Raw genomic sequence first — 26,149 nt, 5'->3', positions numbered from 1 at the left:
CTTGATTTTATATTTTTAATCATTTAATTTTAATGAATACTCATCAAGTCATCAGATGACTTTGAATATTCGCATATGTAAGGGGTTTCAACTCGCGGTTGATTTCTGAAAATTTTAAAAAATCTATAGAGAATGGAGTCGAAATGAATGACATGGACACAAAACTTTACGCCGATCACCGATAATTTAGTTTTATCATCTATTGCCGCACTCATCCCAATTCTTTACTTTTTCTGGGCACTTACCATCAAACGGATGAAAGGCTACTTTGCTGGTATAACGACGTTGCTTGTAGCTCTTGCAGTGGCAGTATTGATATATGGAATGCCTGCAGGAAAAGCAGTGATGTCTGCTTCACAAGGAGCGGTATATGGGCTGCTCCCAATCGGATGGATAATCATCACTTCAGTATTTTTGTACAAAATGACTGTTAGAAGCGGACAATTCAATATTATTCGCTCTTCGGTGCTTTCGCTTACCGAAGACCGCCGCCTTCAGGCTTTATTGGTGGCATTTTCTTTCGGGGCCTTTTTGGAAGGTGCCGCAGGGTTTGGAGCACCTGTCGCCATTTCAGCCGCGCTTTTGGTTGGTCTCGGTTTTAACCCGCTATATGCAGCCGGGCTTTGTTTAATTGCGAACACCGCTCCGGTAGCATTCGGGGCGGTTGGCATACCGATCATCGCCATGGAAGGCCCAACTGGCATAGCTGCCATGGAAATTTCAAAAATGGTCGGCCGTCAATTGCCATTCCTTTCGGCTTTCATCCCGCTTTATCTCATTTTGATAATGACAGGGTGGAAAAGGTCGCTCGAAGTCTTGCCAGCCATTTTGGTTTCCGGATTTTCCTTTGCCATCACCCAGTACTTAAGTTCAAATTTCCTTGGGCCTGAATTACCGGACATCCTTTCTGCGTTAGTGTCACTATTTGCATTAGCGATCTTCCTTAAATTCTGGAAACCTAAAACGATCTTTCGCTTTGCATCCGAGGAAACGGCAGCAGCTGTCGAACAATTGGACGACACAGCCGAAGCGGAAACAAAGTACACGAAATGGCAGATATTCCATGCTTGGTCACCGTTCCTTCTGTTAACGGCTTTCATCACGATTTGGGGGATGAACCCAATTAAGCCGGCGCTCTCAGGGCATTATGAAGGCACCAATGTGTTGCTTGGCGGAATCAATGAAATCGGGAAACTATTAACCTTCCAAATCGAAGTGCCAGGTCTGCATAATGAAATAATAGGAAACAATGGACTGCCAATCGCCGCTTTTTATAAAATAGAACTGCTTGGAGCAGCCGGGACCGCCATTTTGCTGGCTGCCATCGTTACGAAGTTCATAGCACAAATGTCAGCAAAAGATTTTTCGAGCACCTTTGCCGAAGCGATGAATGAGTTGGCGAAACCGATTTTGATGATTTCTTCCGTTGTGGCTTTTGCCTACGTAACGAATGCTTCAGGCATGTCGACTACACTCGGGATGACCCTGGCAAAATCGGGGGATTTGTTTCCGTTCTTTGCCCCGGTTCTAGGCTGGCTGGGTGTGTTCATTACCGGGTCGGATACATCAGCCAATCTCTTATTTGGCAGTCTTCAGAAAGTCACCGCTCTTAAAGTGGGGATGGAACCGGTCCTGGCGCTTGCGGCAAACTCATCCGGAGGGGTCACCGGAAAGATGATTTCACCCCAATCGATAGCGATTGCTTGTGCTGCCGTTGGATTGGCGGGCAGGGAATCTGAATTATTGAGATTCACGCTCAAGCATAGTTTATTCTTATTACTGCTTATTTGTGTGATCACCTTCTTGCAAAATGGCGTCCTTTCCTGGATGATTCCATAAGTATGAGGCTCCCTTTTGGGAGCCTCGAAATATTTTCCAAGCTCATTCAAAAAAAGGAGGAAATCTAATGCAATTGGCAGCAGTGGCAGAAAAATTGGTTCATGAGGTCCGGAAGCTGATTGATGAGGAAATCATCATTATTGATCATGCTGGCACGATTATCGCAAGCACCGATAGCAGCCGTATTGGATCTTACCATGAAGGAGCCATCCACGCTTTCAGCAATCGTGAAAAATTGATCATCAATAAACAGGATGAACGAAGTTGGAAAGGGGTGAAAGCAGGAATAAATCTACCCATTTTCTTCAACCAGGAAGCCGTTTGTGTAATTGGAATTACGGGAGACCCCAAACATGTTTCCCCCTATGCAGAACTTTTAAAAAAGATGACGGAGATGTTCATTCAGGAAAGCTATCACATCGAACAAGTAGAATCCCAATCACGGCTGATGGAATTCTTTGTATTTGAATGGCATCAGCTGCAGCTGTTCAATGAGCCATTCCTTCAGAAGGCTAAGTTGCTTGGGGTCGATGTTCATGCAGACCGAATCATCACCCTAGGTGAATTTAAGACTGAAAAAATCATCGAACCCCAAGTGTGGAAAACGCTTCAGATATACATAGGTCAGCAGCATCCCAAGGACATCGTTGTCCGTTGGGGGAGGAATCAATTCGTCATTCTTTCAATAGCCGATTTTATCGGTTCAAAAATCCAACAATTAAAGAAATTAAGTAAACTGCAAAGAAAACTGGAAGAGAGTTCGGGTTATAAAGTGTGTGCAGGGGTTAGTTCGCGTACACCGGGATCCGCATTCAGACAAGCATTTTTTAAAGCGGAACGTTCCTTGAAAATTGCGTTTCCTTCATCGGGAATTATATTTGACGAGGACTTGAAGCTTGAGATCCTGCTTGATGAAGTTACGACTGAAACAAGACAGGAATATTTATCACGGACGATACAGGATTTGCTTCCTAATGAGGAGCTGCTTAAAACCCTTTCCATGTATTTTGCATGTGATCTATCTTTGAAAGAAACCGCTGCAGCCCTACATATCCATATCAATACCCTCCATTACAGGCTCAAACGCATAGAGGATTTGACCCAACTCAATCCTAGGAAGCTAGCCGATTTAGTCATTATGTATCTATCCTTAAGAGTATTGGATAAACATCCAAATTAATTCTATGTAAATCTGTAAATTCTATATGTTCATACATAGAAGGTTGAATGTTTTTTTTCTTATACTTAAATCATATAAAAATATTGAATTCCATTTTATTTATGAGGGGGATATACATGTTAACAAAGCAGGTTAAGCATCTACTTCTTGACATCGTTGGCCAGGAAAATTACGATGACTCGAAAGTGGAATGCCTTGTCTATTCATATGATGCAACGCCAGGGTTTCAAGCGATGCCGGATGCTGTCATTAAACCGGGCTGCACAGCTGAAGTCGCAGCCATCGTCAAAGTTTGCAACGAATACAGTGTTCCAATCATCCCACGCGGATCTGGGACGAATTTGAGCGGAGGCACCTGCCCGACAGAGGGGGGGCTTGTCCTATTGTTCAATCGGATGAATTCATTACTTGAAATAGATGGAGAAAACCTAACGGCAACCGTACAACCTGGGCTCATCACATTGGACTTGATTTCTGCAGTTGAAGAGAGGGGCTTGTTTTATCCGCCCGATCCAAGCTCGATGAAAATCTCCACGATTGGCGGCAACATTAATGAGAACTCTGGTGGACTGCGAGGGTTAAAGTACGGAGTCACCCGTGATTATGTCATCGGGCTTGAAGTGGTCCTTCCGAATGGGGACATCATTCGAACAGGGGGCAAGCTTGCCAAAGATGTAGCTGGATATGATTTAACGAAGCTTTTTGTTGGCTCAGAGGGGACCTTGGGCATCGTTACGGAAGCGATCTTAAAGCTGATCCCAATGCCGGAAACGACAAAGACCATGCTTGCCTTATATCAAGATCTGGATGCTGCAGCCGAGTCAGTGGCCAAGATCATTTCCAATAAAATCATTCCTGTTACATTGGAATTTCTTGATCGGCCGACTTTGATCGTGGTTGAAGACTTCGCGAAAATCGGTTTGCCCACCAATGTGGAAGCCGTCCTGCTGATTGAACAGGATGGTCCGCCTGAAGTGGTGGAACGTGATATGAAAAGGATGGCCGATATCTGTCTAGAGGAAAAGGCGGTTTCCGTGGAAATTGCCGAAACGGAATCTGACGCTGTTGCCTTGAAGACCGCAAGACGGACAGCCCTTTCCGCACTGGCACGCCTCAAGCCGACGACCATTTTGGAAGATGCTACCGTTCCCCGGTCGGAAATTGCCAAAATGGTTAGAGCAATTAATGAAATTGCCAGCAAGCATAACGTGAACATTTGCACTTTCGGTCATGCTGGGGATGGGAACCTGCATCCAACGTGCATTACCGACGCTCGTGATCATGATGAAATGGAGAGAGTGGAGCAAGCTTTTGCCGACATTTTTGCCGTGGCTATCGACCTTGGCGGGACGATCACCGGTGAACATGGTGTGGGAGCGATGAAGGCACCTTATCTGGAATGGAAGCTGAAGAAAGAAGGGATTGCCGCCATGAGAGTGATTAAACAAGCTTTCGATCCCAATAACATCATGAATCCCGGTAAAGTATTTGCCAAGGAAAGCAGGAAAAGGGTGGTGGTATCTTCATGACGACGGCTCAGGAAAGGGAGACCATTGCCATTCAATTCGCGGAAAAAATGGATGAAGATGAATTGTTGAATTGCATGCGCTGCGGCTTTTGCTTACCCCATTGTCCGACATACATTGAATCGGGGTTGAAGGAATCCCATTCACCAAGGGGCAGGATTGCAATTATGAAAGCGGTGGCGGATGGTGTGATTGGGCCGGATAGGGATGTAGAGCGTTCTTTGAGTCTTTGCCTCGGCTGCAGGGCTTGTGAGCCTGTCTGTCCATCTGGTGTGAAATATGGACATCTTCTTGAAGAAGCAAGGGATATCATCCATCAGAATAAAAAACACAGTCTCCCTGTAAAAACGATTCGCAAGGCCGTTTTTAGTGGATTATTCCCGCATCAGGAGCGAATGCAAGCCATGACGGGATTGCTTGGCTTCTATCAGAGATCAGGCCTGCAATACCTGGCTCGTAAAATGGGGGTCCTAAATATGCTCCCAGATAATTTGGCAACCATGGAAAAGGTGCTGCCAAAAGTCCCGAAAAAATCAGCGATGAAAAATAGGCCAACTGAGCTGCCTGCAATCGGAACTGCACTCAAAAAGGTGGCTTTCTTTTCCGGCTGTTTGATGGATACGATGTTTTTGGAAACGAACAAGGCCACACTAAAGCTTCTTCAGCTGGCTGGCTGTGAAATCGTGATTCCGAAATCACAGGCCTGTTGCGGGGCGCTGCATGGGCACAGTGGTGAAAAAGAAGGGGCAAAGCAACTGGCCAAGCGTAATATTGAAGCTTTTGAAACGGACGAAGTGGATTATGTTATTACGAATGCCGGCGGCTGTGGAGCTTTTCTCATAGATTATGATCATTTGCTCCAAGATGAACCGGAATGGCATGACCGGGCAATCGCATTTAAAAATAAGCTGAAAGATATCAGCGAGATCCTTGTTGATTTGCGTTTTCAGGAAAAAGTTCGACTGAGACTGCCAGATCAATCAGTAACTTTTCAGGATTCCTGTCACTTACGGAATGTGATGAATACCTCTTTGGCTCCGCGAATTCTCCTTCAATCGATAGAAGGAATCGATTTCAGGGAAATGAAGGATGCGGATCGCTGCTGCGGCTCGGCAGGGATTTATAATATTGTTGAATCAGAGATGTCCATGAATATTCTCGACTCTAAAATGGTGCACGCTAAATCGACAAAAGCCGATATTGTTGTCACGGCAAACCCTGGCTGTCTGTTACAAATGCAATTGGGGATCGAGAGGGAAAATTTGGGGGCATGTACGAAAGCGGTCCATATTGTGGACCTGCTTATGGAGGCAGTTGATCTATAATAGAAGAAAAAAGCTTTCAAAGTGGTATATGAAAATAGTGACATGGCAGAATTTGGTTAAACATTACATTTTAAAAAATGGGGAACCCCTTGTAAAACCTGGATTTCATTTGGAAAAATGTTCTGTGCTGAGAACAAAATGTAAATGATATAACATAAATGAAATATTGATTTCTCGTTTACTTAGGTATATGGCGGGTAGAGTTTATATATAGCATCCACTAAACCAGTCAACAAAACCTAAGGAGGAATATTAAATGAATAAAACAGTATATGGAGTATATGAATCAAATGCAGAAGTGATCCAAGCAATCAATGTACTAAAGGCCAAGGGGTTTGAAGGTGACGATATTACGGTCGTCGCAGACAAGGCAGAAACATTGGATTTTACGAACCATCAACGCGAAACTGATTTTCATACAATGACGAATGTTCCTAACGACGAATCATTTATGGACAAGGTGGCACGCTTCTTCATGCCGGAAGATACGGCAGACCTTTCAACAAGATTGGCTAACGCAGGTCTTTCGAATAGTGAAGCGGCTGAACATGTCTTTGATGTAGAAAACGGAAAAGTCCTGGTTCTTGTCGATGAAAGTGAAGGCCACCTTGGAACGGCAAGGGATAAATTCACGACTGGAACAACGGACACTGCCCGTACAAGGCTGGATACAAACTCTGCCAACCCTCTTTACAACGGTACCGAAAAAGCCGATGCATTAAATAAAGAAGATGTATATGGAGTGAACGGGCAAGGCCGTGAATTGCCTGAAGATGAAAGGACGCTTCGACTCAGGGAAGAACAGCTGAACATTGACAAAGAAAGAGTTCAGACAGGCGAAGTGGTCATTAATAAAGAAATCAATGAACAGCATAAAACGTTTAATGTCCCTGTTGAACACGAAGAATTGACAGTCGAGCATAGATCAGTTTCAGGACGTGAAGCGAATCAGGAAACTGGAAGCATTGGAGATGGGGAAACATTACGTATCCCCGTTGTTGAAGAAAAACTGGAAGTTTCGAAAAAACCGGTTGTCACAGATGAAATCGTCATCAAGAAACATGCCGTACAAGAAACGGAACAAGTTCAGGATACCCTTAAAAAGGAAGATATCCAGCTTGATAGTACAGATGAATCGATCGTAAATGAAAAAAAGGCAACTGAACGAAAAATCGACCGCTTCTAAGAGTTAAGGAAAGGGCCTGCAGTTTTTAAACTGCAGGTTTCTTTTTGATTTTAAAGCCTGGCTAAAGGTTCGAACTTGGGGGAGGCAAACCTTTGAATGAGCCATTTTTTGTTTAAATAACGCCCATCAGGGTATAAATACAAATAAGAAGGAAGATCGGAATGATCAGAGGAGGAAGATGCATGGAAAAAACATTATATGGTGTTTTTAATACGGAAAAAGAAGTAATCCAGGCTATACAATCCCTCCAGGAAAAAGGGGTTCATGAAAGTGAAATAACTGTAATGGCTGATAAGAAAGAAGATTTGGATTTTTTCAATGCGGATGTGGATGTCGTTACGAACTCTAATGAGGATTCCTTCATTGATAAGATGAAGCACTTTTTCCTGAACGAGGGTTCAGAAGATATAAGGAACCGATTAGGTGACTTAGGGCTTTCCGATAGTGAAGCCACCGCTTATATAAATGAAGTGGAGGCCGGAAAATTCCTGATTCTTTTAGATGAATCGAAAACCGTATCACAACGAGATGGCGTAACTTTAAAAGGCATGAAGGATGCGGACGGATTATCTGAAGTGAATCCGCTTAAAACAGGGGTGGTGAACAATCCGGACCCGAACCTTTTTCCTGAAACAACAGCGAATGCCTATCAAACAAGGGAAGTAGAAGCACAGCCAGGAAGAAGCGAGGAACTCCACGGCAATTCTGCTAACATCTTTGTAAAGGAAGAGTTTGATATGAAGCAAGCCCAAGAAAGGGAAATCAGTGGGAACTCCATCGGAAAATATAAGGAGCAAAAGCCAGGGGATCATTTAGGGAAATTAGCAAGCGACCCCAATGCAGACGGTAAAAAAGCTTTGGATGCTCAAGGAGCACTGGATCGGACCGGGCAGCAGGAGAAAGGCTTGATGGATGAATACATCAAAAATCGAATTAACACAGATAATCTGTAAGACCCGAAATAACAGCCTGCGCAAGGCTGTTATTTCAGTTTGAAGACAAAAGGGGTTCTATCTAAATTTCAAAACAAAGTTGATTGGAACGGGTGTGTGAGACTCCTGCGGGAAAAGCGAGTGCCTGGAGGCAACGTTCAAATTGTTTACAGCCTTCACAAGGCTGCAATTTTTTAGGATTGCGAAAAAACCCTTTAGGCAAGGGGTTTCCTCGTTCATTAGTTAGGAATCCCCAATGGACTATTTGCTTGTTTATTGATAAAGCCGCAAGGTATAATGACATAGGAATTTTATTTTAAGTAGAGTAACAGGAGGGGGAGAAACATGGAAAAAAACGTATATGGTGTTTTTGACTCTAATCCGGAACTACTTGCTGCAATTCAGGACTTAAAAGCTAAAGGCGTGACTGGCAACCAAATGACAGTAGCAGCTGATATAAAAAACGATGTGCAGCTTGGAAATGAACATACGGATATACTGATCATCGCCAATCAGGATAAGGAGGACACTTTTTTTTTGAGAATCTTCCACTACTTCACAGATGAAGGATCTGGAGATTTACGCAGCTTTTTCACGAAATACGGCTACTCTTTTGCTGAGACAAAAACGATGCTTGAAGAAGTGAGCGGAAAAAAGTTCATCTTGCTGCTTGATGAGGAAGTCTCCATCGAAGAACTGAAAGCCGGCAAAGCGAAATCAAAAAAATAACAGCCTTTGAAGGCTGTTATTTTTTTAATCCTGCTTCAAGGGCAGTGATCATTTCCTGTTTTTCCTGTTCAGATGAATTTTGCCAGATGACCTCGAATAATACTCCCAATCCAGGAAGCATTTTTTCCTCACCATTCTGTATTGCATCGACAATCGTGTCTTCTAGCTGATCTTGCGAATTTCCAGATACATTTTGGATGATCGCATTACGTAGGTTTAAATTCACAATTATTCCTCCTCTAACACATAATGACTGACATTAATAGCATTTCACAAACTGGCATGCAATATGTATGTGAATTGCGTTATAATAGGAAAATCAGTGTGAAGTTAAAGGAGCGTTTACCCTTGAAATATATTGAATCCATAAAAAACCCGCAAGTGAAGCAATGGAAAAAGCTATTGACGAAAAAAGAACGCGATAAAACAGGCAAATATTTAGTCGAGGGTTTTCACCTAGTTGAAGAAGCCTTAAAAGAAGAAATCGTCCTGGAAGTGATCGTAAATGAAGAAACTGAAATGCCTGGCCATTTTAAGCTGGAAGGAACAGAAGTCATTTATGTGAAAAGTGATATTATGAAAGCGATTTGCGATACCGAAGCCCCACAGGGAATTGCAGCGGTTTGTGAACAGAAATTAACGAACATGACGTCCATTAATCCGGATAAACTATTGTTGATCGATGCCGTACAAGATCCGGGGAATATTGGAACGATGATCAGGACAGCGGATGCGGCAGGAATCGATGCGGTCATTCTTGGAGAAGGATGTGCCGACTTGTATAATCCCAAAGTGGTCCGTTCGACGCAAGGGAGCCTATTCCATATGCCTGTCATTAAAGGGAACCTTTCAGAGATCATCGATGAGCTGAAGCAAATCGGCACACCTGTTTATGGCACGGCATTGGAAGGCGCATCCCCATTTGAAGAAGTGGAAAAGTCTTCTCGTTTTGCCCTGCTGGTCGGCAATGAAGGTCAAGGAGTGTCTAAGGAATTACTAAATAAAACGACTAAAAACCTTTATATCCCCATCTACGGAAAAAGCGAATCACTGAATGTGGGGATCGCTGCCGGGATTTTAATGTACCATTTACGAAAATCGATTTGAAACGGCCGTGGAATTATAATATAATAAAACAGAATTTTATATTGAAACAACGATGACAAAGAGTAGTAGCTTAAGTTATCCATATCCAGGGAAAAAATGCCTTGACTGAAAGCATTTTTATGGCACCTTAAGGGAATTCACCTTTCGAGTTGGCATTGGGAAGACAGATTGTCCGAAAAATGTTCCGGTGAAGAGCCGTTATTTTTAATGAAGTGAGTGCAGAAGTTTATTTGTTCGTGCACTAATAAGGGTGGTACCGCGATACATAGACCTCGTCCCTTTAGGGATTGGGTTTTTTTTGTGTTCATTTTTACAACAGGAAAATAAAGGAGGAAGACATGATGCAGGAACGTTTACTAGAACTGCAGGAAGAAGCGTTGCAAAAAGTTGCCGCCGCTTCCGAATTAAAAGAACTGAATGAAGTCCGTGTTGCTTATTTAGGGAAAAAAGGGCCAATCACTGAGGTATTGCGCGGCATGGGTAAATTATCAGCCGAAGAACGTCCGAAGATTGGGGCACTAGCCAATGATGTTCGGGAAGCGATTGCAACAAAGATCGAGGAGAAACAAAAAGCACTTGAAACTGCGGCAATCAATGCAAAGCTGGCAACTGAAACGATTGACGTCACACTCCCAGGACGTCCGGTTAACAAGGGGAATCTTCACCCATTAACACGTGTCGTGGAAGAAATCGAAGACTTATTCATCGGAATGGGTTATACCGTTGCAGAAGGTCCCGAAGTTGAAAGCGACTACTACAACTTCGAGGCACTTAACTTGCCAAAAAGCCATCCGGCACGTGATATGCAGGACTCATTCTATATCACGGATGAAATCCTGATGCGTACGCACACTTCACCTGTTCAAGCTAGAACGATGGAAAAACATAAAGGTCAAGGTCCTGTTAAAATCATCTGCCCAGGAAAAGTATATCGCCGTGATAACGATGATGCGACACACTCCCATCAATTCCAGCAAATTGAGGGCTTGGTCATCGATGAGAACATCAGCATGAGCGACCTGAAAGGGACGCTTGATGTATTTGCGAAAAAAGTATTTGGGCAAGACCGTGAAATCCGACTTCGTCCAAGTTTCTTCCCATTTACGGAGCCTTCTGTCGAAGTGGATATTTCTTGTAAAATCTGTGGTGGTAAAGGCTGCAGCGTTTGTAAACAAACAGGCTGGATCGAAGTGCTTGGCGGCGGGATCGTTCATCCGAACGTCCTTGAAATGGCTGGCTTCGATTCCAAGAAATACTCGGGATTCGCATTTGGAATTGGCGTGGAACGGATTGCCATGTTGAAATACGGTGTGGATGATATCCGTCACTTCTATACGAATGATGTCCGATTCTTAAAACAATTCAACCATCACGAAGCATAAATTTTTATTTTAAAAAGGAGGACCTACCATGTTTGTGTCATATAAATGGTTACAAGATTATGTTGACCTTTCAGGCATCAATGCGACGGAACTAGCTGACAAAATCACGAAAAGCGGCATTGAGGTTGAAGGGGTAGAAAAGAAGAGTGAAGGGCTTAAAGGAGTCGTCATCGGGCATGTCATTGAACGTGAACAGCATCCAAATGCGGATAAATTGAATAAATGCCAAGTTGATATCGGTGCCGAAAATCCCGTTCAGATCATCTGTGGAGCACCGAATGTCGATAAAGGCCAAAAAGTCGCAGTCGCTACCGTTGGCGCAGTCCTTCCAGGTAATTTCAAAATCAAAAAAGCGAAACTTCGCGGAGAAGAATCGCACGGGATGATTTGCTCGCTTCAAGAATTGGGCTTCGAATCCAAGCTTGTGTCAAAGGACTATGCAACAGGTATCTTCGTCTTCCCTAATGATGTGGAAGTAGGGAAAGATGCATTGGAAGAACTTAGTTTAAGTGATGAAGTGCTGGAACTTGGGCTGACTCCAAATCGTTCTGACGCATTGAGTATGCTTGGTGTTGCATACGAAGTGGGTGCCATCCTAGGCCGGGAAGTGAAATGGCCGGTTGTCGAGAAAGAAGAGGCAGCTGAAAAAGCATCTGATAATATCAGTGTCAAAGTGGAAGCGAAAGAAGATAACCCGATATACATTGCTAAAATCATCAAAGATGTTAAGGTCGGCCCCTCACCGCTTTGGATGCAGACTCGGTTAATGTCTGCAGGTATCCGACCTCATAATAATGTGGTCGATATCACGAACTACATTTTACTTGAATATGGTCAACCGCTACATGCCTTTGATTATGACCGCTTTGGTTCAAAGGAAATCGTCATCCGCAGAGCGAAGGATGCTGAAAAAATCGTAACATTGGATGAAGCGGAACGGACTTTGACGCCTGACCATTTAGTGATCACAAATGGCAGCGAGCCTGTTGCGATTGCTGGTGTGATGGGCGGAGCGGATTCCGAAGTGAAAAATGATACAACGAACATCATTATTGAAAGTGCATATTTTGCAGGTACAGTAGTTCGTAAAGCTTCAAAAGACCACGGCTTGCGCAGTGAAGCAAGTGCCCGTTTTGAAAAAGGCGTCGATCCGGCCCGTGTTCGTGAAGCTGGAGAACGTGCCGCACAGTTGATTGCACAATATGCTGGCGGAACAGTCTTACAAGGAACGGCTGAAGTTGACGAATTGACAATGGAACCAGCGGTCATTAGCATCACACTGGAAAAAATCAACACACTTCTTGGAACAAGCATGAGCGTAACTGAAGTGGAGTCGATCTTCAAACGCCTGCAATTCGGCGTGGAACTTGACAATGAAACGTTCACAATCACTGTCCCTACGCGCCGTGGCGATATTACGATTGAAGCTGATTTAGTTGAAGAGGCTGCACGTTTATACGGATATGATAACATTCCAGCTACGCTGCCGATCGGTTCTGCTACTCCAGGCCAATTGACTGACTATCAAATTAAACGGCGGAAAGCACGTCGTACCCTTGAAGGAGCAGGCCTTTATCAAGCGGTGACCTATTCACTTACAAGCCAAGAAAAAGCGTCCCAATTCGCATTGGTAGCAAGAGAATCCATTCGTTTAGCAATGCCGATGAGTGAAGAACGAAGCCAATTGCGTTTGAGCATCGTACCTCAATTGCTGGAAGTCGTGAAATATAACAATGCCCGCCAAATTGATTCACTGGCACTGTATGAAATCGGTTCGGTATTCTTTAAGCAGGACGAACAAGAACTGCCTGAAGAAAAAGAACATATTGCTGGAGCCATCACTGGCCTATGGGAGTCGCATCTATGGCAAGGTGAAAAAAAACCAGTGGATTTCTTTGTAGCCAAAGGCGTGATCGAAGCATTATTCGATACACTGGGATTAGCTGATCAAATCAGTTATCGCCAAGCGGAAATTAACGACATGCATCCAGGACGGACAGCAGAAGTACTGTTGAATGGTGATGTGATTGGCTTTATCGGCCAAGTGCACCCAACTGTCCAAAAAGACTTGGATATTAAAGAAACATACATTTTCGAACTTTCCTTAAAAGCATTGGCCGAAGCCGAAGTCGCGCCGATTGCATACCAAACCATTCCGCGCTATCCATCAACTACACGCGATATCGCGCTCGTTGTGGATCAAGCTACGAAAGCCGGGGACATTCAGAATATTATTGAAGAAGCCGGTGGCAAACTGCTGAAAGAAGTAAGCATCTTCGACTTATACGAAGGTGAAAGAATGGAGGAAGGCAAGAAATCCATTGCCTACTCACTGAAATACTTCGACCCGGAACGGACGCTAACGGACGAAGATATTACAAAAGCACATGAAAAAGTGCTTGAAGCCGTTAAAGAAAAAGCTGGCGCAGAACTTAGAGGATAAAACCAAAAAGACAGCTCCCTGAATCTTGGGAAGCTGTCTTTTTATGAACTCACGAGTAAAGCGTGTAAATTCACGAGTAAAGTGTGTGAACTCACGAGTAAATGGTGTAAATTCACGAGTAAAGCGTGTAAATTCACGAGTAAAGCGTGTAAATTCACGAGTAAAGTGTGTGAACTCACGAGTAAAGCGTGTGAATTCACGAGTAAAGCGTGTGAATTCACGAGTAAAACGTGTTTTTCATCAATAAAAAAGCGGCTGTTCCCTTACTTATGGTATTTTTGTTGATATAATCGCTTCGCTTTTTCTGTATTGGCGAAGTGGATTTTCGTGAATTCGTTCAATGAATCGATTCCCTTTTCATGAATCAATCTTGCAGCTGCTTCATCGACTGCAAAGCCGGCACCTTTAGGGATTTTGAATCCGGCTTTTTCACTCAGCAAATCAAAGCGTTTGACGAATGCATATCGGGCCAGGATGGAAGCGGCTGCCACTCCTAGGTGTATGCCTTCCGCTTTTGTGCATAAATAGGTGGCATTAGCTTGAAATAGTTCTTGGCCTTTTAGGTAATTGAAAAATACATCTGGTTGAGCGAATTGATCAATAAGGACCGCTTCCGCTTGTTCCGGGTGCATTTTTTGCATGAGATGCTTGATTGCTTGGTTATGGAGGAGGGCCTTCATTTTTCCTTGTGACATTCCCTTTGCCTGCAGCGTATTATATTTCGGGTTGTCGCATGTGAGCAGACTGAATGGCACAACATCCTTAATCTGTTTGGCAATTTCGATAATCTGTGGATCTTTCAGGTTTTTGGAATCCTGGACACCAAGTTCCTTCAATAGGGCGAGTTGCTCCTTTTTTGCATATACGGCTACAACGGTGATCGGGCCGAAATAATCTCCTGTTCCTACTTCATCGGAACCAATCACTGACATGGTTCCGATATTTGCAGGTGGTGAATATCGATGAACGTTGACTGATGAGGATGATGCCGATTTTTTCTTTGGAGCCGCAGCGGTGGTACCTTGTTGCCATTTTACCGCTTCTATTTCGGCATTCTTACCTTGAAAGAGTACTTTGCCGGATTTATAGGCGGTCACCGTACATAACGGCGGTTTGGCGGAAAAGATGCTCCCTGGCGGCAGTTTGGCGGCTAAGGATGAAGAATAATGGGATTTCATCACCTTTATTTGTTCAGGGCTGATAAGTAAAACAACATGGGACATAATGGGTAAACTCCTAACATCATTTTATTTTTCAGGTAATTTTCATCCTAGAGTCGTTTTCATCTGACAAATTATTGCAGTTTTTATGCGAGAAATGACGCTGTACTATCTTTCGTGACGAAAAACTTCATGATATGATAGAATTAGGATTGTTTAGATTGGGGGCATCATTTTGTCAGACGATAAACGAAATAAAACAACAGTTGATATATACGGTCAACCATACACAATCGTCGGTACAGAAAGCGCAAGTCATATGCGCCTGGTCGCTTCGATGGTTGACGAAAAAATGAGAGAGATCAGGATGAAAAATCCATATTTGGATACAAGTAAGCTAGCGGTACTAACGGCCGTGAATACCATCCACGAATATATTAAATTAAAAGATGAACTAGACCAGCTTCAACTGGAATTAAAGAGAGAGAAGGACTGAGTACATGCTTGATTTAGCAATTCTGGCCATTCTTTTAATCGGTTTATTAATCGGTTTAAAGCGTGGCTTCATTTTACAAATGGTTCATATGACAGGGTTTATAGTAGCCTTCATCGTCGCATATGTATTTTACGGAGATCTTGCTCCCAATTTGAAATTGTGGATCCCGTTTCCAACGATGAGTGATTCCTCGACCCTTAATATGTTTTTCGATACAGTCGGGCTTGAAACGGCGTATTACAATGCGATTGCCTTTGCGATCATTTTCTTTGCTGCCAAGATTCTTTGGCAAATGATAGGATCTATGCTCAATTTCATTACCCATCTTCCGATTTTAAAACAGGTGAATCGCTGGGGTGGAGGGATATTGGGTTTTCTCGAAGTCTATCTTATCATGTTTATTATATTATATATAGCTGCCATGCTGCCAATGGATTCCATCCAGAAACCATTAACGGAATCTTTTCTGGCAGAAACGATCGTGAAACATACGCCGTTCCTGTCCGAGCAAGTGAAAGACCTTTGGTTTAATGAATTAAAACAATCTTAATGTCAATATACGAGGGCCTGCCTCCCTTTCTCAAAGTCCTAGATTCCTATACTTTGAACGGGGGAGGCCCCTTTTTATGTAGTTGAATGTTATCTCCCTCCAATTTGGTTCGAAAGTTAAGAATCGGACTGCTTGTACTTTACCTCCAAGAAAGGTATCTTTAAGAAAGTAAACATGGGACACCCTACTAATTTTTTCGGCGGTGAATTAAATGACAATTAATAAAAAAGATATCATTAAATTATTAGAAAAAATCGCAATATATATGGAATTAAAAGGAGAGAACCCGTTCAAGGTTTCAGCTTTCCGAAAGGCAGCAGGCGCCTTGGAAACGGATGATCGGAGCCTTACTGCTATCGAAGACTTTACCGCTTTAAATGGAATCGGGAAAGGAACGGCATCTGTCATCGAAGAGTATATAAATGAGGGGAAATCGACCGTACTTGAAGAGCTGCAGGAGCAGGTGCCGAAAGGGTTGATTCCGCTCTTGCAGCTTCAGGGTTTGGGCGGGAAGAAAATTGCCAAACTTCATAAAGAGCTGCATGTCAATGATGTGAATGATCTTAAAATCGCCTGTGAAGAGGGCAGGGTCGCGGCGCTTGCCGGTTTCGGCAAAAAAACGGAAGAGAAGATCCTGTCTGCAATTGCCGAGGCAGGTTCAAGGCCTGAACGGCTGCCCCTTGCCTTCATGAGGCCGATTGCGGATGTTATTGAAACGGCCCTAGCGAACATGGAAGGCATCATACGATCATCCAGAGCCGGCAGCATCCGGCGTATGAGGGAAACGATCAAGGACCTCGATTTCATCATCTCGACAGATCATCCCGATGAAGTCAAGAATCAACTGCTTGCTTTAACGGGCATAAAACAAGTGATTGCAGCCGGTGATACAAAAGTATCGGTCGTGCTTGATTATGAATATGATATTTCTGTCGATTTCCGAATTGTGAAGGATAAGGAATTCATCACGACGCTCCATCATTTTACCGGTTCGAAAGATCACAATGTGCGGATGCGCCAGCTGGCTAAAGATCGCGGAGAGAAAATCAGCGAATATGGTGTGGAGGTGGTTGAAACCGGTGATGTATTGACGTTTGAAACGGAAGAACAATTTTATAATCATTTTGGCCTTCCATTCATTCCCCCAGAGCTGCGTGAAGACGGAACGGAAGTGGAGCAATATGATGCTAAGGAATCTCTCATATCTATAGAGGCCATCAAAGGTGACCTGCACATGCATACCACATGGAGTGATGGGGCTCATACGATTGAAGAAATGATTGAAGCATGCCGTGCAAAAGGTTATCGCTATATGGCCATCACCGATCATTCGCAATATTTGAAAGTGGCGAATGGCTTGACCGTGGAGCGTTTACGTGAACAAAAACGAATCATCCATGAACTGAATGAAAAATATGATGACTTTACCGTTCTTTCAGGGATTGAAATGGATATACTCCCTGATGGGACACTTGATTATGACGATGAACTGCTTGCGGAGCTGGATTTGGTGATCGCATCGATTCACTCAAGCTTTTCACAGCCTAGGGAAACGATCATGGAGCGCTTAAAAACGGCTCTGAATAATCCGCATGTCGATATCATCGCCCACCCAACGGGAAGGATTATCGGCAGACGCACCGGATATGATGTTGATATAGAGATGCTGATCGAACTGGCACGCGAGACGAATACCGCATTGGAATTGAATGCGAATCCGAACCGATTGGATTTGGCGCCTCCCCATCTGCGCAAGGCACAGGAAGCAGGCGTTCCGATCGTGATCAATACGGATGCCCACAGCATCGACATGCTTGAACATATGCCTGTTGGGGTCTCATCAGCCAAAAAAGGCTGGATTAAAGAATCAACGGTTCTTAATGCAAGGGATACGGATGGATTATTGGCGTTTTTAAAGAGAAATGATTAACTATTTGCCCATAAATAAGGAGGAGCTTTAACTCCATGCATAATAAAGCTTTAAAGACATTGGAATTTCATAAAATAAAAGAACAATTAATCTCACACGCATCCTCTTCCATAGGAAAAGAGAAGGCACAGCAATTGATGCCTTCCACTGATTTTGAAGAGGTGTCGAGATGGCAGGAAGAAACAGATGAGTCAGCCAAGATCGTCCGGCTGAAAGGTAACTTGCCGTTGGGCGGGATTTTTGATATCCGTCCACATGCAAAAAGGGCACAGATTGGCGGAATGCTCTCGCCGATGGAATTGATGGAACTTGCAAGTACGATTCGTGCCGGCAGGATCCTCAGCCGTTTCTTCGATGAACTCGCAGAGCAGGAAATTGATGTTCCGCTTTTAGCGGAATATATCGATTCTCTTCATCCATTGATTGATTTGCAACAGGAAATTACGTATGCAGTAAGTGAACATGGCGAAGTGATGGATTCTGCCAGCGATAAGCTTCGTACCCTAAGAAACCAGATTCGGACGAACGAAAGCCGTGTCAGGGAAAAACTAGAAAGCATGATCCGTTCTTCCAACTCATCAAAAATGTTATCGGATGCCATCATCACCATCAGGAATGACCGTTTTGTGATCCCGGTAAAACAGGAATACCGCAGTGTGTATGGAGGGATCATTCATGATCAATCCTCATCTGGGCAGACGCTGTTCATTGAACCGCAAGCTATCGTTCAACTGAATAATGTCCTGCAGGAAACCCGAGTGAAGGAAACACAGGAAATAGAACGGATATTGGTCGAATTATCGGAAAAAGTCGGTGCGTTCACCCCAGAATTGCTTCATAATGTCAAAGTGCTTGCACAAATCGATTTCCTTGTCGCCAAGGCAAAGTATGCAAAAGCGATAAAAGGATCCAAACCGATTCTGAATAATGAGGGACGCGTGAAATTATTCAAAGCGAAACATCCGCTCATTCCGAGTGATGTTGTCGTGGCCAATGACATTTTCCTTGGTGATGAATTTACGACAATCGTCATCACTGGACCCAATACAGGAGGTAAAACGGTTACACTGAAAACAATTGGCCTCTGTACCTTAATGGCCCAGTCCGGTCTGCAAATCCCTGCGCTGGATGGTTCCGAAACGGCTGTGTTTTCCTCTGTTTATGCCGATATTGGCGACGAACAGTCGATTGAACAAAGCTTAAGTACATTCTCTTCGCATATGGTCAATATTGTCGATATCCTAAAGAATGTCGATTATGACAGCCTTGTTTTATTCGATGAGCTTGGTGCGGGAACCGACCCTCAGGAAGGTGCCGCTTTAGCCATTTCCATTTTGGATGAAGTGTATAAGCGCGGAGCACGTGTGATTGCAACGACACATTACCCAGAATTAAAAGCGTACGGATATGATCGGGAAGGCGTCATTAATGCAAGCGTAGAATTTAATGTGGAAACCTTAAGTCCTACCTATAAACTTTTGATCGGTGTACCGGGACGGAGTAATGCATTTGAAATTTCCAAGCGCCTTGGTTTGGAAGAAAGCGTGATAAGCAGCGCCCGCAGCCATATTGGTGAGGATACGAATAAAGTTGAGAATATGATAGCCTCCCTTGAAGACAGCCGCAAGAAGGCTGAAGAAGAGGAACGGGAAGCAGCGGATCACCTGAAACAGGCTGAAGTTCTTCATAAAGACCTTCAAAAGCAAATTGGTGAATATCATGAAGAACGGGATGCCATGGTCGAAAAGGCTGCAAAAGAGGCAGCGGCAATCGTTGAAAATGCGCAAAAAGAAGCGGAAGCGATTATTGCCGATTTGCGTAAACTGCGTCTGGAAAAGCATGCCGATGTTAAAGAGCATGAACTGATCGATGCAAAAAAACGGCTTGAAAACGCGACGCCAAAATTGAAAAAAACATCAAATAAAGCGGCGAGGCCGCTGGATAAAAGCTTGAAGCCTGGAGATGAAGTGAAGGTCGTAAGCTTTGGTCAAAAAGGTCACTTGATCGAGAAGGTCTCAAGTAATGAATGGCAGGTTCAGATCGGTATCATGAAGATGAAGGTGAAGGAGTCTGACCTAGAATTCATCAAGGCAACGAAAGTAAAAGAAATAAAACCGCTTACCACGATAAAAGGACGGGATTATCACGTTAGCGTGGAACTTGACCTGCGTGGCGAACGCTTTGAAAATGCAATATCAAGAGTGGAAAAGTACGTTGATGATGCTCTTTTGGCCGGTTATTCGAGTGTCTCCATCATTCATGGTAAAGGAACGGGGGCTCTCCGGTCCGGTGTTCAGGAATACTTGAAAAATCACCGCTCCGTCAAAAGGATTCGCTTCGGTGAAGCCGGTGAAGGCGGAACAGGTGTTACGGTGGTGGAATTTAAATAAAGGAAAGTGGCCATTCCGGCTACTGCAAAAGCCGGGTGGCTAGTTACCATTCGGGAGTTGGACCATGGAGAACATGTGGGAAAATGAATATGTATATATAGCTGCTCGATACAGTGTCGTTATTCTGTGCATGATTGTTTTTTTAGCCATTTTTGAACTTGTCACAAAGTACAAGAACTGGGAGGAAATCAAACAGGGAAACCTTTCTGTCGCGATGGCAACTGGCGGTAAAATATTTGGGATCGCCTATGTATTCCAACAGTCCATCCTCCATCAGAATTCGCTTCTTACCATGATTGGCTGGGGCGTATACGGATTTGTCCTTCTGTTGATCGGTTATTTCATTTTTGAATTTATGACTCCTCGATTTAAAATAGATGAAGAGATACAAAAAGATAATCGGGCAGTTGGATTCCTATCGATGATCATTTCAATCGCATTATCTTTTGTCATCGGCGCCGGAATTTCTTAATGCCCTTCATGAGAGGGAGAAAACTGTGGAGAAGCTTGCAAAAGTCTTAATTGTTTGTTGCGGAATCTTTTTTCTGTTAGGAATCATTTATATGATATTCTTCAATTGAAGCGGCCATTGTGCCGCTTCTTTTATTTGAATTCTATTAAAAAAAAGGGGGGCGTGTATAATGATAATGGTCAAATAGACTTTTCGGAAGAGGAGGAAGAACATGAATCGCTCCAAATTGATGCAAAAGATTGAAGAACTATCGATGAACGCTTTACCGGCCCTGCAAACGCAAATCTATGATGGCTGGGTTATCCGATTTGCGGATGGATATACGAAACGGGCGAATTCTATCAATCCCATCTATTTATCGAATGAAAATGTGAAAAAGAAAATATTGAATTGTGAACAATTGTATTTTGCAAGAAATGATAAGGCCGTGTACAAAATCACTCCACAGGCTAAGCCTATCATCTTGGATAGTGTACTGGAAGAGTCCGGGTATGTCCTTGAAGGTACAACAAGTGTCCAGGTATTGAATTTGGTAGAAACAGGATCACCGAATGAAACCAATGTCATGAAGTATGAGCATTTACACGATGACTGGTTTCACCATTTCTGCCTGCTAAGTAATGTTAATGATCATGATCAAACCACCCTAAAAAAGATGTTAAGGAATATCATTCCAAAAACATGCTTTATGTTGTTGACTGATGAGAGTGGAACCGTGTCAGCAAGTGGAATGGGTGTTTTGGAAGACGATTACATAGGCCTGTACAATATCATTACCCATGAAAACTTTCGAAACCAAGGCTATGGTGCAAAACTCATTCGTAATCTATTGCATTGGGGTAAAGAAAATGGGGCAAAAAATGCCTATCTTCAGGTAGTAGAAACAAATGCGCCTGCTTCTTGCTTGTACGGAAAATTGGGATTTGAAGAGAAATATAAATATTGGTATAGAATTAAAACTAAGGAGTAAAACACTCCTTTTTTTGTTTCTCATTTTTAGTGTTTTATCCAATATTCCCTCTTGGCAGGTACAAGTCATAATGACTGCTCCACCACTCATTAACAGCTTTTATGCTTATTTTTCTGAATTTCAGCAATTGTAAGAAAATCCCGGTTGTATTATAATGATAAAGAGTATTGGGAATATTCAGAAGGAGGGGGCAAATGAGCAATAAGCCATGGCAAGCTATTTATCCGGAACAGATACCAGCTGTTTTGTCGTACGAAGATAAACCTCTTTATTCTTTTTTGAAGGAATCAGCCGAAGAATTCCCTGATAAAGTATCGATTCATTTCCAGGGAAAAGAATTAACTTTCCAAGAAGTGTATGAATCTGCGTTAAAGTTCGCAGCCTATTTAAGAAGTATCGGTCTTCAAAAAGGAGATCGCGTTGCCGTCATGCTTCCTAATTGCCCTCAGGGTGTCATAAGCTTTTTTGGAATATTGATGGCCGGCGGAGTCGTGGTTCAAACGAATCCAACCTATACCGAACGTGAACTAGAGTATCAAATGAAAGATTCCGGAGCGAAAATAATTTTAGCGATGGATATTTTATTTCCCCGTGTCGCTGCCGTCGCTTCAAGAACGGATATAGAAGATATAATTGTAACCGCTATCAAAGAATATTTGCCTTTCCCGAAAAATCTTATCTATCCTTTTATTCAAAAAAAGCAATACGGCATCGTCGTCAATGTGGAGCATTCGGGCAATCATCATTTATTTTCCGAAATCATGAAACGAAAGATCCCCGAAGATGTCACCGAGCCTATCGATGTGAATAATGACCTTGCCCTTTTGCAATATACAGGGGGGACAACAGGCTTTCCTAAAGGTGTCATGCTTACCCATAAGAACTTGCTGTCAAATACGAAAATGTGCAATGCCTGGCTTTATAAAAATAAGCGCGGTGAGGAAAGGGTCCTTGCGATTCTGCCATTCTTCCATGTGTACGGTATGACGACAGTCTTGGTTCTTTCCGTCATGGAGGGGAACACCATGATCATCATGCCAAAGTTTGACGTTGAAGCAACGCTTAAAACCATCCAAAAACAGAAACCGACTATGTTTCCAGGAGCGCCAACGATGTATATTGGCCTATTGAACCATCCGGATATCGCTAAATATGACCTTTCTTCCATCAATGCCTGTATAAGCGGTTCTGCACCATTGCCATTAGAGGTCCAAGAGCAGTTTGAGAAAATTACCGGCGGGAAGCTGGTTGAAGGTTTTGGACTGTCTGAAACCTCCCCGGTGACCCATGCTAATTTCATCTGGGATCAGCCGCGTGTAAAAGGAAGCATTGGATTGCCATGGCCAGATACCGACTCGGTGATTCTATCCCTGGAAACCGGTGAAGAGCTTCCTCCGAATGAAATTGGTGAGATTGCCATAAAAGGACCACAGGTAATGCAAGGTTACTGGAACCGCCCGGATGAAACGGAAAGCACTTTTAAAAATGGCTGGCTGCTAACGGGCGATTTGGGTTACATGGATGAGCAGGGGTTCTTTTATGTAGTCGAGAGGAAAAAAGATACAATCATTGCAGGCGGCTTCAATATATATCCACGTGAAGTGGAAGAGGTTCTATACGAGCATGAGGCCATACAGGAGGTAGTCGTGGCTGGTATCCCTGACCCATATCGCGGTGAAACCGTCAAAGCCTATGTCGTACTGAAAAAAAATGCCAAGGCCACTGAAGAAGAACTGAATGATTTTGCAAGAAAGAACCTGGCTTCCTATAAGGTGCCGCGCAGCTATGAATTCAGGGAAGAACTTCCTAAAACGACGATAGGAAAGATATTGAGAAGAGTCCTTATCGAAGAAGAGAAGAAAAAAATATCCGAGGATAGAAAAGAAGCTTAAACAAGCATCCACCTTTAGACGGAGCAGGGGAGTGAAGCTCCGTGTTTTCGGAACGGCTGGACAACCTATGGGTGGGGGCTGTACAATGAGCATGTGGAATGTCAGGACTATTAGAAGTTTTTCCTTGACAGTAAAGGGTCGTCATTTTATGATGGAAATATGAATGATGATTCATTCATTTTCTGAAAGGGGACATCCAGTGAAACGCAACAGACCAAAGTATAATCAAATTATTGATGCGGCCGTTATCGTCATTGCCCAAAACGGTTATTATCAAGCCCAAGTATCCAAAATCGCCAAGCAGGCAGGCGTAGCGGATGGCACCATTTATCTTTATTTTAAAAATAAAGAAGATATCCTAATATCATTATTCCATGAAAAGATGGGCTATTTTGTGGAACAGATCGAAGAAGAACTAAAAGGAAAGTCCACAGCTTCGGAAAAACTGCAAGTGCTCATCCAAAAACATTTTCAAAACCTTTCAGAAGACGTGAATTTAGCAATTGTCACTCAGTTGGAATTAAGACAGTCTAATAAAGAATTACGCCTAAGAATTAATGATGTGTTAAGAGGGTATTTACATTTAATCGATCAGATCATTATAGAAGGAAAAGAGAACGGCGAATTTCTGCCTGATTTAAATAATTTACTTGCAAGGCAGATGATTTTTGGAACGATCGACGAAACAGTGACGACTTGGGTCATGAATGAGCAAAAGTATTCGCTCCCAGACCTTGCAACAGACGTTCACCGCCTTCTAATTGGCGGCTGTGGCTTGAAAAGTTAACGATTTAAATAGAGGGTGGCTAGCCATCCTCGAAAGAATCGGTTAATTCTGCTTCCAGCTTTATCGGGAAGTGATACATATTGAATTATCAAAAAAGTTTGACTACATGCCTGGAGGGATAGATATGGAATACCTTAAGCTTTCTGTCGAAAATCATGTGGCATTTATAACGATTGATCATGCACCCGCAAATGCTCTTTCATCGGCAATCATCGGGGAGCTTTCACAGGCCTTCGATCAAATGGAGCAGGACGAATCCGTACGGGTTGTCGTTCTTCATGGTGAAGGAAGGTTTTTCTCTGCAGGAGCAGACATTAAAGAGTTTACAGAAGTGAAAAATGGTAAAGCTTTCGAGAAATTGACCAAGAATGGTCAAGCTGCATTTGAGAAAATTGAATCTTTTCCAAAACCGGTCATTGCAGCCATTCATGGAGCGGCGCTTGGCGGAGGATTGGAGCTGGCTATGTCCTGTCACATCCGTTTGGTAACCGAAAGGGCAAAACTAGGTTTGCCTGAGCTCCAGTTGGGCTTAATCCCCGGGTTTGCCGGCTCCCAACGCCTTCCTCGATATGTCGGTATGGCAAAGGCCGCGGAAATGCTGTTTACAAGTGAACCGATTACAGGTATCCAAGCTGTGCAATGCGGATTGGCAAATCATTCCTTCACGGATGAAGAACTGATTCCAAAAGCGAAGGAACTAGCCAATAAAATTGCGAGGAAAAGCCCACTGGCTTTAAAGGCGGCTATAGAATTATTAAATTATTCCAAACACGATTCCTACTATAAAGGTGTGGAGAGGGAGGCAGTCCTCTTTTGCCAAGCTTTCGATACGGCTGATGCACAAGAAGGAATTGGCGCTTTTATTGAAAAAAGGGAAGCTGTATTCAAAGGGAAATGATGTTTCCGGTCAGATAAATAACTATTTTTAAATATTATGCAGGATTTTGGTGAAACCTGAAGAATACAATAATATATATCAATAAAATTCATAATCTTCAAAACTCAAATCATTCGGGAGGTATTATCTTGAACATTTATGTGCTGCTGAAAAGAACATTTGATACAGAAGAAAAAATTACACTATCCAATGGGAAAATTAATGAGGATGGAGCAGAATTCATCATTAATCCATACGATGAGTATGCTGTTGAAGAAGCAATTCAAGTGCGTGATGCACAGGGCGGCGAAGTAACGGTTATTTCTGTCGGAACCGAAGAGGCTGAAAAGCAATTACGCACAGCGCTTGCAATGGGGGCTGACAAAGCCGTATTGATAAATATAGAAGACGACATAGAAAATGGCGACCAATTCACGACTGCCAAAATTATAGGCGAATACTTAAAAGGTAAAAATGCCGATTTAATCATTGCGGGGAACGTTGCAATCGATGGCGGTTCCGGTCAGGTGGGGCCGCGTGTTGCCGAGATATTGGAAATTCCTTATATTACAACAATCACTAAGCTTGATATCGCAAATGGAAATGTAAGCGTTATCCGTGATGTTGAAGGGGACTCTGAAACGATCGAAGCGTCCCTTCCATTGTTAGTGACAGCTCAGCAAGGTCTAAATGAGCCACGTTATCCTTCTTTGCCAGGAATCATGAAAGCGAAGAAGAAGCCGCTTGAAGAATTGGAATTGGATGACTTGGATTTGGAAGAAGAAGATGTTGAAGCAAAAACAAAAACGATTGAAATCTATCTTCCTGCTAAAAAAGAAGCTGGTAAAGTATTGAACGGCGAAATCGGAGATCAAGTTAGCGAACTTGCTCAATTATTACGCAGCGAAGCAAAAGTGATTTAATCGAAACGGTCCTTTTCAAAACAACAACACACGACAAATAGATAAAATAGAGC

At 43.1% G+C, this 26,149-nt stretch carries 22 protein-coding genes and 1 other annotated feature; of the genes, 20 read left to right on the top strand and 2 right to left on the bottom strand.

Annotation, left to right across the window (positions count from 1 at the left end):
• Positions 1-147: 147 nt before the first annotated feature.
• The 7 genes from ACFX4L_RS02085 to ACFX4L_RS02055 all read left to right on the top strand — a co-directional run bounded on the left by ACFX4L_RS02085 (position 148) and on the right by ACFX4L_RS02055 (position 8,717).
• Positions 148-1,839 (top strand): L-lactate permease, encoded by a 1,692-nt coding sequence (locus ACFX4L_RS02085; RefSeq protein ID WP_089361716.1) that lies wholly within the window; start codon positions 148-150, stop codon positions 1,837-1,839.
• A gap of 67 nt (positions 1,840-1,906) precedes the next feature.
• Positions 1,907-3,019, top strand: a complete 1,113-nt coding sequence (locus tag ACFX4L_RS02080; RefSeq protein WP_377403773.1) for a PucR family transcriptional regulator — start codon at positions 1,907-1,909, stop codon at positions 3,017-3,019.
• A 116-nt stretch (positions 3,020-3,135) separates the two neighbouring features.
• Positions 3,136-4,548: a glycolate oxidase subunit GlcD gene (gene glcD / locus ACFX4L_RS02075; RefSeq protein WP_377403770.1), complete on the top strand. Its 1,413-nt coding sequence runs from the start codon at positions 3,136-3,138 to the stop codon at positions 4,546-4,548.
• Positions 4,545-5,870 carry a (Fe-S)-binding protein gene (locus ACFX4L_RS02070; RefSeq protein ID WP_377403767.1) on the top strand — a complete coding sequence of 442 codons (1,326 nt, stop codon included), beginning with the start codon at positions 4,545-4,547 and terminating at the stop codon, positions 5,868-5,870. The genes glcD and ACFX4L_RS02070 overlap by 4 nt, the downstream gene beginning before the upstream one ends.
• Before the next feature lie 256 nt (positions 5,871-6,126).
• Positions 6,127-7,056, top strand: coding sequence for a YsnF/AvaK domain-containing protein (locus ACFX4L_RS02065; RefSeq protein ID WP_377403764.1), 930 nt, complete (start codon positions 6,127-6,129; stop codon positions 7,054-7,056).
• Positions 7,057-7,238: 182 nt separating this feature from the next.
• A complete protein-coding gene (locus ACFX4L_RS02060) occupies positions 7,239-8,009 on the top strand; it encodes a general stress protein (protein WP_377403761.1) in 771 nt (256 codons plus the stop codon).
• A gap of 324 nt (positions 8,010-8,333) precedes the next feature.
• Entirely contained in the window at positions 8,334-8,717 is a 384-nt protein-coding gene (locus ACFX4L_RS02055; protein ID WP_089361711.1) for a general stress protein, read from the top strand.
• 16 nt (positions 8,718-8,733) lie between these two features.
• Here ACFX4L_RS02055 and sspI read toward each other — a convergent pair whose 3' ends face one another.
• Complete coding sequence (sspI, locus tag ACFX4L_RS02050; RefSeq protein ID WP_061464325.1) at positions 8,734-8,943, bottom strand: small acid-soluble spore protein SspI; 210 nt, start codon at positions 8,941-8,943, stop codon at positions 8,734-8,736.
• Positions 8,944-9,065: 122 nt separating this feature from the next.
• Between sspI and ACFX4L_RS02045 the strand changes: the two genes are divergently transcribed.
• The 3 genes from ACFX4L_RS02045 (at position 9,066) to pheT (ending at position 13,649) form a co-directional block, all read left to right on the top strand.
• On the top strand, positions 9,066-9,824 hold the full coding sequence (locus tag ACFX4L_RS02045) for a TrmH family RNA methyltransferase (RefSeq protein ID WP_377381229.1): 759 nt from the start codon (positions 9,066-9,068) through the stop codon (positions 9,822-9,824).
• Between the two features lie 43 nt (positions 9,825-9,867).
• Positions 9,868-10,107: a binding site (T-box leader), on the top strand.
• Positions 10,108-10,165: 58 nt separating this feature from the next.
• Positions 10,166-11,206 (top strand): phenylalanine--tRNA ligase subunit alpha, encoded by a 1,041-nt coding sequence (gene pheS, locus ACFX4L_RS02040; protein ID WP_061464323.1) that lies wholly within the window; start codon positions 10,166-10,168, stop codon positions 11,204-11,206.
• A 28-nt stretch (positions 11,207-11,234) separates the two neighbouring features.
• Positions 11,235-13,649, top strand: a complete 2,415-nt coding sequence (pheT, locus tag ACFX4L_RS02035; RefSeq protein WP_377403758.1) for a phenylalanine--tRNA ligase subunit beta — start codon at positions 11,235-11,237, stop codon at positions 13,647-13,649.
• 263 nt (positions 13,650-13,912) lie between these two features.
• On the opposite strand, the gene rnhC is transcribed toward pheT, so the two are convergent.
• Positions 13,913-14,872, bottom strand: a complete 960-nt coding sequence (rnhC, locus tag ACFX4L_RS02030; RefSeq protein ID WP_284470057.1) for a ribonuclease HIII — start codon at positions 14,870-14,872, stop codon at positions 13,913-13,915.
• A gap of 172 nt (positions 14,873-15,044) precedes the next feature.
• Here rnhC and zapA point away from each other — a divergent pair, with 172 nt between their 5' ends.
• The 10 genes from zapA (at position 15,045) to ACFX4L_RS01980 (ending at position 26,096) form a co-directional block, all read left to right on the top strand.
• Complete coding sequence (gene zapA / locus ACFX4L_RS02025; RefSeq protein WP_048678967.1) at positions 15,045-15,305, top strand: cell division protein ZapA; 261 nt, start codon at positions 15,045-15,047, stop codon at positions 15,303-15,305.
• 4 nt (positions 15,306-15,309) lie between these two features.
• The gene (locus ACFX4L_RS02020) at positions 15,310-15,855 is read left to right on the top strand and encodes a CvpA family protein (RefSeq protein ID WP_377403755.1); all 546 of its coding nucleotides are present in this window, start codon (positions 15,310-15,312) and stop codon (positions 15,853-15,855) included.
• A gap of 211 nt (positions 15,856-16,066) precedes the next feature.
• Complete coding sequence (gene polX, locus ACFX4L_RS02015) at positions 16,067-17,785, top strand: DNA polymerase/3'-5' exonuclease PolX (RefSeq protein ID WP_377403752.1); 1,719 nt, start codon at positions 16,067-16,069, stop codon at positions 17,783-17,785.
• Positions 17,786-17,820: 35 nt separating this feature from the next.
• Positions 17,821-20,175: an endonuclease MutS2 gene (locus ACFX4L_RS02010; RefSeq protein ID WP_377403749.1), complete on the top strand. Its 2,355-nt coding sequence runs from the start codon at positions 17,821-17,823 to the stop codon at positions 20,173-20,175.
• A gap of 64 nt (positions 20,176-20,239) precedes the next feature.
• Positions 20,240-20,647, top strand: a complete 408-nt coding sequence (locus ACFX4L_RS02005) for a DUF350 domain-containing protein (RefSeq protein ID WP_061464317.1) — start codon at positions 20,240-20,242, stop codon at positions 20,645-20,647.
• A 211-nt stretch (positions 20,648-20,858) separates the two neighbouring features.
• Positions 20,859-21,617 carry a GNAT family N-acetyltransferase gene (locus tag ACFX4L_RS02000; protein ID WP_377403746.1) on the top strand — a complete coding sequence of 253 codons (759 nt, stop codon included), beginning with the start codon at positions 20,859-20,861 and terminating at the stop codon, positions 21,615-21,617.
• Between the two features lie 194 nt (positions 21,618-21,811).
• Entirely contained in the window at positions 21,812-23,509 is a 1,698-nt protein-coding gene (locus tag ACFX4L_RS01995) for a long-chain-fatty-acid--CoA ligase (protein WP_125160101.1), read from the top strand.
• Positions 23,510-23,708: 199 nt separating this feature from the next.
• Positions 23,709-24,296 carry a fatty acid metabolism transcriptional regulator FadR gene (locus ACFX4L_RS01990; RefSeq protein ID WP_284470060.1) on the top strand — a complete coding sequence of 196 codons (588 nt, stop codon included), beginning with the start codon at positions 23,709-23,711 and terminating at the stop codon, positions 24,294-24,296.
• A gap of 124 nt (positions 24,297-24,420) precedes the next feature.
• Positions 24,421-25,194, top strand: coding sequence for an enoyl-CoA hydratase (locus ACFX4L_RS01985; protein WP_377381211.1), 774 nt, complete (start codon positions 24,421-24,423; stop codon positions 25,192-25,194).
• A gap of 128 nt (positions 25,195-25,322) precedes the next feature.
• Positions 25,323-26,096 carry an electron transfer flavoprotein subunit beta/FixA family protein gene (locus tag ACFX4L_RS01980; protein WP_125160098.1) on the top strand — a complete coding sequence of 258 codons (774 nt, stop codon included), beginning with the start codon at positions 25,323-25,325 and terminating at the stop codon, positions 26,094-26,096.
• The last annotated feature ends 53 nt before the right edge of the window (positions 26,097-26,149 follow it).

It is taken from the genome of Peribacillus sp. YIM B13482 (genome assembly GCF_042787975.1).
Taxonomy (GTDB): Bacteria; Bacillota; Bacilli; order Bacillales; family DSM-1321; genus Peribacillus; species Peribacillus simplex_A.
This window is presented reverse-complemented; position numbering and strand designations above follow the sequence as displayed.

Coding starts and splice junctions, on each gene's coding strand:
- ACFX4L_RS01995 (WP_125160101.1), top strand. CDS start 21,812: ATGAGCAATAAGCCATGGCAAGCTATTTATCCGGAACAGATACCAGCT.
- ACFX4L_RS02005 (WP_061464317.1), top strand. CDS start 20,240: ATGGAGAACATGTGGGAAAATGAATATGTATATATAGCTGCTCGATAC.
- pheT (WP_377403758.1), top strand. CDS start 11,235: ATGTTTGTGTCATATAAATGGTTACAAGATTATGTTGACCTTTCAGGC.
- ACFX4L_RS02070 (WP_377403767.1), top strand. CDS start 4,545: ATGACGACGGCTCAGGAAAGGGAGACCATTGCCATTCAATTCGCGGAA.
- ACFX4L_RS02020 (WP_377403755.1), top strand. CDS start 15,310: ATGCTTGATTTAGCAATTCTGGCCATTCTTTTAATCGGTTTATTAATC.
- ACFX4L_RS02080 (WP_377403773.1), top strand. CDS start 1,907: ATGCAATTGGCAGCAGTGGCAGAAAAATTGGTTCATGAGGTCCGGAAG.
- ACFX4L_RS02065 (WP_377403764.1), top strand. CDS start 6,127: ATGAATAAAACAGTATATGGAGTATATGAATCAAATGCAGAAGTGATC.
- ACFX4L_RS01985 (WP_377381211.1), top strand. CDS start 24,421: ATGGAATACCTTAAGCTTTCTGTCGAAAATCATGTGGCATTTATAACG.
- ACFX4L_RS02085 (WP_089361716.1), top strand. CDS start 148: ATGACATGGACACAAAACTTTACGCCGATCACCGATAATTTAGTTTTA.
- rnhC (WP_284470057.1), bottom strand. CDS start 14,872: ATGTCCCATGTTGTTTTACTTATCAGCCCTGAACAAATAAAGGTGATG.
- pheS (WP_061464323.1), top strand. CDS start 10,166: ATGCAGGAACGTTTACTAGAACTGCAGGAAGAAGCGTTGCAAAAAGTT.
- ACFX4L_RS02060 (WP_377403761.1), top strand. CDS start 7,239: ATGGAAAAAACATTATATGGTGTTTTTAATACGGAAAAAGAAGTAATC.
- glcD (WP_377403770.1), top strand. CDS start 3,136: ATGTTAACAAAGCAGGTTAAGCATCTACTTCTTGACATCGTTGGCCAG.
- polX (WP_377403752.1), top strand. CDS start 16,067: ATGACAATTAATAAAAAAGATATCATTAAATTATTAGAAAAAATCGCA.
- ACFX4L_RS02055 (WP_089361711.1), top strand. CDS start 8,334: ATGGAAAAAAACGTATATGGTGTTTTTGACTCTAATCCGGAACTACTT.
- ACFX4L_RS02010 (WP_377403749.1), top strand. CDS start 17,821: ATGCATAATAAAGCTTTAAAGACATTGGAATTTCATAAAATAAAAGAA.
- ACFX4L_RS02000 (WP_377403746.1), top strand. CDS start 20,859: ATGAATCGCTCCAAATTGATGCAAAAGATTGAAGAACTATCGATGAAC.